At 30.5% G+C, this 12,353-nt stretch carries 9 protein-coding genes; 6 read left to right on the top strand and 3 right to left on the bottom strand.

The window, feature by feature from the left end; all coding sequences use genetic code 11:
- The first annotated feature begins 20 nt into the window (after positions 1–20).
- The 3 genes from IEW41_RS04440 to IEW41_RS04430 all read left to right on the top strand — a co-directional run bounded on the left by IEW41_RS04440 (position 21) and on the right by IEW41_RS04430 (position 3,750).
- Positions 21–206, top strand: coding sequence for a hypothetical protein (locus IEW41_RS04440; protein ID WP_188605121.1), 186 nt, complete (start codon positions 21–23; stop codon positions 204–206).
- Between the two features lie 3 nt (positions 207–209).
- Positions 210–1,499, top strand: a complete 1,290-nt coding sequence (locus tag IEW41_RS04435; protein WP_188605120.1) for a hemolysin family protein — start codon at positions 210–212, stop codon at positions 1,497–1,499.
- Positions 1,500–1,596: 97 nt separating this feature from the next.
- Positions 1,597–3,750 carry a peptidylprolyl isomerase gene (locus IEW41_RS04430; RefSeq protein WP_188605119.1) on the top strand — a complete coding sequence of 718 codons (2,154 nt, stop codon included), beginning with the start codon at positions 1,597–1,599 and terminating at the stop codon, positions 3,748–3,750.
- Positions 3,751–3,799: 49 nt separating this feature from the next.
- Here IEW41_RS04430 and IEW41_RS04425 read toward each other — a convergent pair whose 3' ends face one another.
- Positions 3,800–4,708 (bottom strand): GYDIA family GHMP kinase, encoded by a 909-nt coding sequence (locus IEW41_RS04425; RefSeq protein WP_188605118.1) that lies wholly within the window; start codon positions 4,706–4,708, stop codon positions 3,800–3,802.
- Positions 4,705–6,033, bottom strand: a complete 1,329-nt coding sequence (locus tag IEW41_RS04420) for a hydroxymethylglutaryl-CoA reductase, degradative (protein WP_188605117.1) — start codon at positions 6,031–6,033, stop codon at positions 4,705–4,707. The genes IEW41_RS04425 and IEW41_RS04420 overlap by 4 nt, the downstream gene beginning before the upstream one ends.
- A 193-nt stretch (positions 6,034–6,226) precedes the next feature.
- Between IEW41_RS04420 and IEW41_RS04415 the strand changes: the two genes are divergently transcribed.
- From IEW41_RS04415 to IEW41_RS04405, 3 genes are all read left to right on the top strand, one after another.
- Positions 6,227–7,783: a peptide MFS transporter gene (locus IEW41_RS04415; protein WP_188605116.1), complete on the top strand. Its 1,557-nt coding sequence runs from the start codon at positions 6,227–6,229 to the stop codon at positions 7,781–7,783.
- A 74-nt stretch (positions 7,784–7,857) separates the two neighbouring features.
- Positions 7,858–9,642: a peptide MFS transporter gene (locus IEW41_RS04410; RefSeq protein WP_188605115.1), complete on the top strand. Its 1,785-nt coding sequence runs from the start codon at positions 7,858–7,860 to the stop codon at positions 9,640–9,642.
- 114 nt (positions 9,643–9,756) lie between these two features.
- Positions 9,757–10,305 carry a thioredoxin family protein gene (locus IEW41_RS04405; protein WP_188605114.1) on the top strand — a complete coding sequence of 183 codons (549 nt, stop codon included), beginning with the start codon at positions 9,757–9,759 and terminating at the stop codon, positions 10,303–10,305.
- Between the two features lie 4 nt (positions 10,306–10,309).
- Here IEW41_RS04405 and IEW41_RS04400 read toward each other — a convergent pair whose 3' ends face one another.
- Positions 10,310–12,349, bottom strand: coding sequence for a ComEC/Rec2 family competence protein (locus tag IEW41_RS04400; protein WP_188605113.1), 2,040 nt, complete (start codon positions 12,347–12,349; stop codon positions 10,310–10,312).
- Positions 12,350–12,353 lie beyond the last annotated feature (4 nt).

The raw sequence follows: 12,353 nt of genomic DNA, 5'->3' as shown, positions 1-12,353 counted from the left end.
ATTAACTTATACAACCAACAATGCTTCAAAAAATTATTCAATACGCATATCTTTTTATAGCTGTTTTCTTTAGTTACGAAACTTACAGAAACTGGAATGTAGATAGAGAAAGAGCTTACATGCTTTTGTTTTTTGCTGTTTTAGCTGTTTTTATGTACTTTTTCAAAAAGTATTTCAGAAAAAAAATGGATAATAATAAGCAATAATCTATGGACGTTAATGTCTTAATAATTATTATATCACTTATTGCCTCTGCATTCTTTTCAGGTATGGAGATTGCTTATGTATCTTCAAACAAAATACATATAGAAATTGAAAAAAAGCAAAAAGATTTACTGGCAAGAGTATTAACTAAACTTACTGCAAAACCTTCAAAGTTTATAGCAACTATGCTTATTGGTAATAATATAGCATTGGTTGTTTATGGGTTTTTAATGGGAGACTTATTGGTTAATTGGTTTCAAAGTATGGTGCCAACACAATTACCTCAATTAGACTACTTACTAGTAGACTTAAGTTTATTGTCTCAAACCATAATTTCTACATTAATAATATTAATTACAGCTGAGTTTTTGCCTAAAGTTTTCTTTCAGATTTATGCTAATTACCTTTTAAAAGCATTAGCTATTCCAGCTTATGCATTCTATTTTTTATTTTGGTATGTTGCAGATTTTGTTATTTGGATTACTAATATGGTTATTAAGCATATTTTTAAAGCTCAAGGTGAAGATGTGCAATTAGTAATGACTAAAGTAGAATTAGGTAATTATATTAGTGAGCAAATGGAATCTGTTGAAGAGCATGATGAGGTAGATAGTGAAATTCAAATATTTCAAAATGCTTTAGAATTTTCCGAAGTTAAAGCTCGTGAAGTTATGATTCCTCGAACAGAAATAATAGCTGTCGATGTTAATGACTCTCTAAAAAATCTTAATGCACTATTTACATCTTCTGGGTTGTCTAAAATATTGGTTTATAAGGATACTATTGATGATATTATTGGGTATGTACATTCGTTTGATTTATTTAAAAAACCCAAAACCATCAAATCAATTGTAATGTCTGTTGAATTTGTTCCAGAAACAATGTTAGTTAAAGACGTACTTAATCTTTTAACTAAAAAAAGAAAAAGTATTTCTATAGTAATTGATGAGTATGGAGGAACCTCTGGAATTATTACTGTAGAAGATATAGTTGAAGAATTAGTTGGCGAGATTGAAGATGAACATGATACAGTAGAGTTGATTGAAGAAAAAATTGATGAAAACAACTATAAATTCTCAGCGCGATTAGAAGTAGATTATATAAACGAAACCTACAAATTAGATCTTCCAGAAGGAGAAAATTACGAAACTCTTGGTGGACTCATTGTTGATGAAACAGAAGAAATTCCTCATGTTAGCGATCAAATTATAATAGATAATTTCTTGTTTACAATTTTAGAAGTATCAACTACAAAAATAGACTTAGTTTCTTTAAAAGTGCTAGAAGAAGATTAAAACGACATCTTACAAATAAAAACCGATATTCTACTTTTATTATTTAATAGAAATTGGTATTTTCGCGCACTTATATTTTATAAACGTATACAACAAAATGGCAGTTTTAAATAAAATTAGACAACGTTCACTTTTCTTAATACTTATTATCGCGTTAGCACTTTTCTCATTTGTGCTTTCAGATTTATTTAAAAACAGTAGTGCTTTTACTGGTTCTCAAGATATAGTTGCAACAATTAATGGTCAAGACGTAAACCGTGTTGATTTCATGAATAAAGTTGAATTGGCTCAACGTCAATTAGGACCTAATGGTACTTCAACTCAAGCAATGAATAGAGTTTGGGATTTAGAAGTTAGAAAAGCAATTATGAAAACTCAGTTTGATGAGTTAGGATTAACTGTTGAAAAAGACCAGATGAGAGATTTATTGAAAAATAGTTTTTCAAGTTTTCCTGAGTTTTTAAATGAAGCTGGTGTTTTTGATGAAAATAAATTAAACGAGTTTATTGCTAACTTAAAAGCAACTGCTCCAACTCCAACTGTACTTGGTGGACAAATACAAATAAATTATGATGATTGGGTAGATAACGAAAAATCTATTGCTGTTGGTGCTCAAGAGCAATCATATTACAATATGATTAAAGCTGGTATTACAAGCACAATTGGAGAAGCTAAGGTTGATTATGTTCTAGAAAATGAAGCAGTAGATGTAAAATTTGTTCAAGTGCCTTTTACATCAATTTCTGATAGTATAGTAAAAGTATCAAAATCTGAAATTGAAGATTATATTAATGCTAATCAAAAGAAATTTGAAGTTGATGCATCAAGAGATATCAATTTTGTTGAGTTTAAAGAGGTTGCTTCAATTGAAGATGAAGAAGCAATAAAAAACAGTGTAATTGCATTGTTAAACAATAAAGTTGAGTATAATGATGTATCAAAGTTAAATGATACAATTATTGGATTACGTGAAACTAAAGACGTTGAAAATTTCATTAACACATATTCAGATGTTAAATACAACGACAACTTTGTTTCGAAAAATACATTACCAGCTACAGTACAAGATAGTATCTTTAAGTTAGGTGTTGGTCAGTATTATGGTCCTTACAAAGACAACGGAATGTTTAAAATTTCTAAAGTTGTTGCTGAAAAAACAATTCCAGATTCAGTAAAAGTAAGACACATATTAATCCCATTTGTTGGTGCACAAAGTGCGCAACCAGATGTTACGCAAACTGAAGCAGAAGCAAAAAAGACTGCTGATAGCGTTTTAGCAGTTGTAAAAGCTAATAAATCTAAATTCCCTGAATTAGTTACAGCTTTATCTTCAGATCTTGGAAGTGTTGAAAAAGGAGGAGAATATGATTTTCACCCATACAATACTATGGTTCCAGAATTCAATGATTTTGAGTTTGAAGGGAAAACAGGAGATTTAGGAGTTGTGAAAACAGCTTTTGGTTTCCATATTATCGAAATACTTGGTCAAAAAGAAAAGAATAGAGTTTTAAAAATAGCAACGTTAGGTCAAAAAATTGAGCCTTCAGAAAAAACAATTGATGATGTGTTTAATGCAACATCTAAATTTGAAATTGCTATTCAAGATAAAGATTTTCAAGAAGTAGCTACAAAAAACAGCTATGAAGTAAAACCAGTTAATGGTATTAAAGAATTAGATGAAAACATTCCTGGATTAGGAAGTCAACGTTCAATTGTTCGTTGGGCTTTTGAAGATGGAACTAAAGTAGGTGACTACAAGCGTTTTTCTATTCCTAATGGAGGTTTTGTTGTAGTACAATTATCTGCATCAAATAAAAAAGGGTTAATGAGTGTTGAAGCTGCCTCTGTAACTGCAATTCCAGAAATCAGAAAAGAGAAAAAGGCTAAAATGATTAGAGAGAAGATTGCAGGAAAGTCTATGGATGCAATTGCATCTAGTCAAAACGTAACTGTACAAAATGCTTCAGCTGTAAATATGAAAAACCCAACATTATCTGGAGCAGGTAATGAGCCATTAGTTGTTGGTAATGCTTTTGGATTAAAAGTAGGACAGAAATCAAAATTAATTGATGGTAACAACGGTGTTTACATGATTGAGGTTACTAATAAAACTGAAGCGCCTAAATTAGACAATTACCAAGCTGTTGCAAATAGGCTTACAGCTGCAAGAGTTGGTGCTGCACAAGTAAAAGTATATAATGCTCTTAAGGAAGCTGCAGAAATAGAAGATAATAGAGCTAAATTTTATTAATAAGTTTAGTTAATGCATAAAAAAAGCCTCACTAAAAGTGAGGCTTTTTTTATAGAATCATTTTTGAGTATCTTATGACTGTCTGGTAACCTTTGTTTTTAAAATAATCTACAGGGTTCTCTTTACAAGCGACCAAAACAAAATCTCCTCCCCAAGCACCAAGACTTTTTATACTGCCTTTAAAATCATTAAAAAGTTGCTCTTTTACTGTTTTTTGATGTATTGTTTTTGAAATTATAGATTCATGCTTGTCAATTAACAAGCTAAACTCATCAATTGTTTTACAAGACATCATTTGTGTAGTAATATCATTTATTTGATTAATTGCAACTTCAGTATTCGACTTGTTAGTTTTGTAATGAGCAATAGCATCTCTGCTGTTTTGCTTTTGGTTTAAAAATACAAAGTATAAATTGTCTTTAAATTCGGGTTTAAAAGCCACTGATTTTACTAAAGGTTTTTTGTCTTTTAATTGATATGTTATAGCTGAATTATATTGCGCACAAGCAATGTCGTAACCACTTCCTCCAAAAGTAAGTGCTAACAATTTGTAGGCGTCCACATTTGCCCAATTAGCAATATTATTAATTAGAGTAGAAGATGAGCCAAGTCCCCAATTTTTTGGAAAATCGAGCTTTGTAGTGACTTCAAATCCGCTTTTGGGATTTAAAAAGCCTGGATTTAGTTGTTGAGCAGCATTTAAAATTTGAATTAACTTGTTAGAAATATCATCATGTGTTGTATTTAAACCTTTTGAAATTTCATCTAAAGAAAGCTCATTTTCAAACCAAATATCATTGTTACAATCAATGCTTTTCCAAAGTAATTTTGATAATTTAATTGGATTTACTGTAAGAGACTGGCCATAAGTTGTAGGCAGAGCAAGTGATAATGCGCCATCAAGAACAAGATATTCTCCTGTGATCAATAATTTTCCGTTGCTGTAGTAGGTTTTCAATTTAGCTTTTTATTTCTTAACTTATTTATAGCCTCAACAACAGCATGGTGTGTCACGACATTGGTTTTAAAGTGATCTACAAGAATTATTTTCTCGTTATCTGTGGCTTCAAACTGATTAAGAATGTTCATTAAATGCATTTTCATATGTCCTTCTTGTATTCCTGTAGTTGTAAGTGAGCGTAATGCTGCAAAATTTTGAGCCAATCCAGCAACAGCTACAATTTTCATTAATTCTTTTGCTGAAGGCTTGTGAAGCATTTCTAAAGATAATTTTACTAAAGGATGCAAATTGGTTAATCCGCCAACAGTACCTAGTGCTAAAGGAATCTCAATCCAAAAGGTGAAGATTCCATTTTCAATTTTAGCATGTGTTAAACTTGAATATCTTCCATTTCTTGAAGCGTAAGCATGAACTCCAGCTTCAACAGCTCTAAAATCATTTCCTGTAGCTAACACAACAGCATCTATACCATTCATGATGCCTTTGTTATGAGTAACAGCTCTATAAGGCTCAACTTCTGCTATATTTACAGCTTGTAAAAATTTAGTAGCAAACTCTTCTGATGATACTTTTTTGTCATCACTTAACTCTTCAATCTTACAACTCACTTCTGCTCTTACTAAACAATTTGGCACGTAGTTAGATAAAATACTCATCACAATTTGAATATTTTTTTCTTCTGAAGTGAATAATTCAAAATGATGAGCTTCAGATTTAAAAGTTTTGGCAAATTGCTCTAAACACGAATTAATGAAATTAGCTCCCATTGCATCCAACGTTTCGAATGTTGCATGTAATTGATAATAGCCTTTAATATCTTTTGTTTTATCTCGTAATTCAATATCTAAAATTCCACCTCCACGTTTTTGCATGTTTTTTGTGAGAGATTCGGTATCTGCAATAAGTTTTGATTTTACACTGTCAAAATATTTTTTAAGCGTTTCTGTCTTTCCATTATAAATAAAATGTACTTGACCTATTTTTGTGGTTGATAGCACTTCGGCTTTAAAACCACCTCTGTCATACCAAAATTTAGCAGCTTTACTAGCAGCAGCCACAACCGAACTTTCTTCAATTGCCATAGGTATGGTGTACGATGTTCCGTTAATTAAAAAATTTGGAGCGACACCAAGAGGTAAATAATAATTGGTAATTGTATTTTCAATAAACTCATCATGAAGTTGTTGCAGCTTATCGTTAGAATTCCAATATTGTTTTATAATGTGTTTTGCATCTTCTTTATTAGAAAAATAGGTATCAACAATCCAATCGATTTTTTTGGATTTAGACAATTTTGAAAAACCAGAAATAGTTTTACTCATTAACTTTTATTTAGGTTTACAAAGATACTATTCTTAATACTAAAATTTGCAAGTTGTCCAACATTGCTTATTTAACGTTCAATAGTTAGTGTTTTTGCTTAATTTTTAGTAAACTTGGCATTATTTTGTCAAAAAATCAGACTTTCGTCTAAAAGACAGAAACTTAACAAACTATAACTAAACACATAAATTTATGTCTGCTACAACATTAAAGCCGCATCAAAAAGAACTTTTTGGGCAACCTATAGGACTTTATATTTTATTTTTAACAGAAATGTGGGAACGTTTCTCATATTATGGAATGAGAGCATTACTCGTATTATATATGACAACTCAAACTGTAGGAGACGACAGAGGAGCTGGATTAGGTTGGACAAATCAAGAAGCTTTAGCGCTTTATGGATGGTACACTATGTTAGTTTATGTAATGTCTATTCCTGGAGGAATGATTGCAGATAAATTAATCGGTCAGAAAAAATCAGTTTTAATAGGTGCAATTATACTGTGTTTAGGGCATGGTGTGTTAGTACTTACAGATATTTGGGCATTTTATACTGGTCTTGGATTAGTAATATTAGGAGTTGGATTATTAAAGCCAAACATATCTACTATGGTTGGTGGTTTATATAAAGAAGGTGATATACGACGCGATAAAGGGTTTAGTATTTTTTATATTGGTATTAACCTTGGGTCGTTACTAGCTACAATGATTGTAGGTTTAGTAGTCGCAAAATGGGGATGGCATGCAGGTTTTGGACTTGCAGGTATTGTAATGGTATTAGGATTAATTAATTACATATATGGGCAAAAATATTTGGTTCATGTTGGTAATTTTGTGCCTAGTAAAGGTGATAGCAATGCAATCTCATACGGACAATTATATTCTAAATTATTTAGCTCACCAAAGCAATTATTATTTACTGTAGTCCTATTATTAGCATCAGCTTTTGGATGGTATAAATTAGGATGGGGTTACGGATTGTTGTTTTTATTCTTAACAGCTATTGCTGCACTTTTAATGATGATTTATAAAGAACTAGACACACAAGTTTTTAAAGACCGTTTTATGGTATTATTGTTATCGTTTATAATGGTAATTATATTCTGGGGAGCTTTTGAACAAGCAGGTGGATTAATGAACTTATATACTGAGTCAAATACTGATAGAGTATTATTTGGTTGGGAAATTCCAACAGTAATGTTTCAAAGTTTAAATGCTGGATTTATTATCATTTTTGCTACAATTGTAGCAAGCTTCTGGGCAAAACGACAACTTAAGAGTAAAGAGGCTTCGTCGTTATTTAAAATGGCATTAGGTATTATAATTATGGGCTTTGGGTTCTTATTTATGGTATTTGCAGCTATGGAATTTGAAAAATCAGGAACATCAAGTATGATATGGTTAGTATTAGCTTACCTGTTTCATACTATTGGTGAGCTTTGTATTTCTCCTGTTGCCTTATCGTTTATTACAAAACTTGCTCCAGTAAAATATGCATCATTATTAATGGGTGTTTATTTTGCAGCAACAGGATTAGGTAATAAAGTGGCAGGTGTTGTTGGAGAATCAGCTTCAGAATTTGGAGAATATACTGTGTTTTTAGGAATATTAGTATTTACAGTTATAATTGGATCATTATTTATCATGATATTAAAGCCTTTAAAGCGTCTTACACATGGTGCTGAAGATAACGAACGCGTTATGCACACTGATGAAACAGAAGGCTTCGAATTAGCTGATAAACAATAATATAATAATGAGATAACCCTTGCAAAATAGCTTTTGTGAGGGTTTCTCTTTTTTAATAACCTTAATATTTTTTTATGAATACAGATATAGAAAATCTATTTAAAGACAAAGTTATTGGTCATCCTGCTGGGCTTTTTGTAATATTTTTTACTGAAATGTGGGAGCGTTTTTCATTCTATGGGATGAAAATACTTTTAGTTCTTTTCTTAACAGCACCTTTTTTAAGCGACAATCCAGGTTGGGAATGGTCACGCGAAAACGCTTTAGCATTAATAGGAACTTATTCTTCATTGTTATATTTAACACCAATTGTAGGTGGATGGATTGCAGATAAAATTACAGGCTATAAATGGGCAGTTATTATTGGATGTTTTATAATGATGCTAGGTCATGCTGCAATGGTTTTTGAGACAACTTGGTCTCTATACTTAGGTTTAGCTCTACTGGTTATAGGTACAGGGTTTTTTAAGCCTAATATGACCTCTATGATTTCTGAAATGTATAAAGGCAAAGAATCTAAAAAAGATGGAGCTTATACCATTTATTATATGGGAGTAAATGCAGGAGCATTCTTTGGAATGATGTTGTGTGGTTATCTAGCTGAAAACATTGGATGGAGCTATGGTTTTGGTTTGGCTGGTATTTTTATGCTTGGTGGATTAATTCAGTTTTGGCTTGCAAAAGATTTGTTTGGTTCAATAGGTGAAAGACCATCTAAAGTTCATGAAGTAGAATTACCTCAAAATATTAATGAAGAGAGTCCAAAAGAGCATGATACAACAGGTGCAACTGAAAAATTAAACCCATTTACTTCAATAGATATGGTTTTAATTGTATTGTCTTCTTTAGGAGGTGTATTGTATTTGTTTAATGATCCATTATCAAAAATTGGAAATATTAATTTATTAAATTTTAAGATTGGAAGTCTAGATGGTTCTAATGTTGTTATTCTTACAGCCTTGGTTCTGTTTTTATATTTAATTATTACAAGAATTGGTCGTTATTCAAAAATGGTTAGAGATAAAATTATAGCTGTTTCAATATTCGGAATTTTTACTGTGTTTTTCTTTGCTGCTTTTGAACAATCTTTGGGCTCAATGACTTTATTTGCAAGAGATTATACTGCTCGTGCCTTAACTGGAGATTCAGCAATGATATTTAAAATCATTGATTTAATTTTAACTGTAGCACCACTAGCCATAATAACTTGGGTGTTATATTTATTATTCAAAAAGACCTATAAAAAAATCCCATATTCAAACATTATTTTAGCTCTTACTTTTGTTTTTCTTTGGTATGTGGTGTTTTATAAAATTAATAATGAATTTAGTAAGGATACAACCGAAGTTGGTGCTTCATGGTTTGGAATATTAAATTCATTTTTTATTATTACGCTGGCGCCTTTGTTTTCAAAATGGTGGGAAAGTAAATATAACCCAAGTGTTGCTATGAAATACGGAATTGGACTCATATTATTAGGTCTTGGATTTGGTATTTTGGTGTTTGGTACTATGGGAATTCCTCAAGGAGCTAAAACAGCTTCAGTTAGTATGATATTTTTAATTTTAGCATATTTAATGCATACAATGGGAGAGCTTTGTATTTCTCCTGTAGGTCTTTCATATTTAAGTAAGCTAGTTCCAGGTCGTATGATAGGTTTTATGTTTGGTATTTGGTATTTGGCAATTGCTATTGGTCAAAAAGCTGCAGGTACAATGGGAGGAATGATTGATAAAATAACTGAACAATATTCATTAAGTACTTTCTTTTTAATATTTACGTTAGTTCCAATAGGTATTGGTCTTGTATCAATGATATTAAATCCTGTACTTAAAAAGTTAATGCATGGTGTAAAATAACGAATAAATCGTTAAAATAAAGACAAAATGCTCCAACTTGGAGCATTTTTTGTAAGTTCGGAATAACTTTTGCTTCTAAATGGTGAAGTAAATAAAAGATAAAAGAAAACGAAGATGAAAAAATTAGCAGTTGTATTTGCCTTAGCTTTATTTGTTTCTGCAAATAGTATAGCTCAAGAAATTAAATGGGTGACTTTTGAAGAGGCTTTAGCACTTCAAAAAAAGAAACCAAAAAAAATAATGATGGATGTTTACACTAACTGGTGTGGACCTTGTAAAATGTTAGATAAAAACACATTTCATAATCCAGATGTAGTTAAATATGTTAATGAAAACTACTATGCGGTTAAATTTAATGCAGAAGGGAATGATGTTGTAAAATATAAAGATAAAACATATTCTAATCCCAACTATAAAGCTGAATTAGCGTCCCGAAGAAACAGCGTGCACGACTTAACTCGTGTTTTAAAAGTCAATGCTTATCCAACCATTGTGTTTTTTGATGAAAAGGGAGAAACAATTTTCCCTGTTCGTGGATATCAAAATCCTCAACAATTAGAATTGTACCTTAAAATGTTTAAAGATGATAAGCATAAGGATATGAAGAAGCAAGAAGATTTTAATGCATACTATTCGGCATTTGTGCCTGCATTTAAAGGATAAGAAATCATTTACTTATTATAAAAGCTCCCTTTTCACTGGTTTTATAGAAAGGGATTTTTAGTTTTTTACAAGTTTCTTCCCACTGTTTAGTATACGATTTATAATTACTTCCATCTGCAATTATGAGTTCAGGTTTTAGTGAATCGGTTAGCCTTTTTAAATTTACTTTTGGAGAGTTTCTTAATAGAATGTAGTCTACATGAAAAGATTTTACATTGTAAACACCTAAGCTGTCTATAACAAGTAGTTTTTTATTAGCAAAGGTATATACTGACTTTAAATCGGTTTGATTAATTTTCTTAATATAGTTTCCAACTGAGTAGCTTTGTAAACTATTTTCGTTAAAAACTGAAGAGCTATCTATAGTGTGTGCAATAGTTAAGTTATTATTTTCTTTTAAACCAATTATAGTATGCCTGCTCTTATGAAAAATTACAAGCTCATTATTTTTAGTATCAAGCTTATTGAATATAAAAACGGATTGAAGAACAATTACAGAAATTAGTACAAAAGATAATCTTAAGTAATTTGGCTTTTTAAAATATTTAGTAACAGAAATGATTATTAAGTACGTTGCAATAACAAAACCAATTCCAAAGGAAATATCTTTAAACAAGAAACTCTCTTGTTGAGAAACCCATTCGATAAAGTGGTTCATTAAACTAATTAAACCTCCATAAATATCTGCAACAAATTGAGGAAGTATTTTTAGTGATGCTAAAATAATTACAATAAAACCAAGCCCTAAAATAAGTCCTAAAAAAGGAAGAATAACTAAGTTGGATACAAAAAACAACCCAGGAAATTGATGAAAGTAATAAAGGCTAATTGGTAAAACACCAATTTGAGCAGCGATTGTGACAGTAAAAATATTCCAAAAATAATTAACAAGTTTATACTTTGGAGTCCATACTTTTATAATCAATGGCTGTATACTCACAATTGCCAAAACAGCAATATAACTCATTTGAAATCCTACATCAAATAGGAGTAAGGGTTTAAAGAGTAATAAAAAGAACATCGAAATAGCTAAAGTATTATAGATGTTTGAAGGCCGTTTTAAATTCATAGCAATAGCTATAACAGTAAACATAGTTACTGCTCGAGTTACTGAAGGTCTTAGTCCTGCAATTACTGCAAAGCACCAAAGTAAAAGCACAACAATTGTAATTTTAATGTACTTGCCATTTTTTAAACGCTCTATTGGTTTGAGGCAAAAGTTTAGTATCAGAAAGATAATTCCAACATGAAGACCAGAAACAGCTAAAATATGAATTGCTCCAGCGCTAGCATAGTTGTCATAAACTTCGGAACTTATATCATGTCGCTGACCTAAAAGTAATGCATTAATTATAGCCAATTCATCAGGTTTAAAATGATAAGCCTCTAGTGAATTACTAATCTTTGTATGAATTTTATTTGCTAATCTAGAAATAGTATTGGGATCTGAACTTATTTTAAAAACGGATTGATAATCAGTCGAAATTTGATAGTAAACATATTGCTTTTTGAGATATGCACTATAATTAAATTGATAAGGATTTAGTGGTCGATTTATTTCTTTCAATGAAGTTGAAACGAACAACACATCATCTACATTTATTTTGTTTTCTAAAGAATCTTTATCAATATTAAACAACAATTTTCCTGTTACTGTTTGGTTGTCAATTTTTAAAATATCAACAATATACTTGTCATGGTATAATGTAGGTTTTAAAATATTTTTAACCTTAAAAGTAATTTGATGAGTTGAATTGTTTTTAGACGAAAAACTATGAGTATAATGAGAATTAAACTGTTTCTGATTGTGCAGTTGCACTATTAAAACACCAATACAAACAGTTGTAAAGTAAGCTAACAAGCCAAACCAAATGGTTTTGTGAATCTGTTTTTTAGCCAGAATTAAAGTGACTAAAAGGAATGCTAATAAAACAATACTTAAAAATAAAATTAGGTAAAAAGGGAGTGTAAAAAAAGTTGCTATGAGAATACCAATTATCAAAAACAAGGTTAATTTGATAATGGGAAAGTTTAGCAATTTCATCAAT

It is taken from the genome of Aquaticitalea lipolytica, from assembly GCF_014641635.1.
GTDB lineage: Bacteria > Bacteroidota > Bacteroidia > Flavobacteriales > Flavobacteriaceae > Aquaticitalea > Aquaticitalea lipolytica.
The sequence above is the reverse complement of the archived record's forward strand: the minus strand, read 5'-3'. Positions and strand labels throughout refer to the sequence as shown.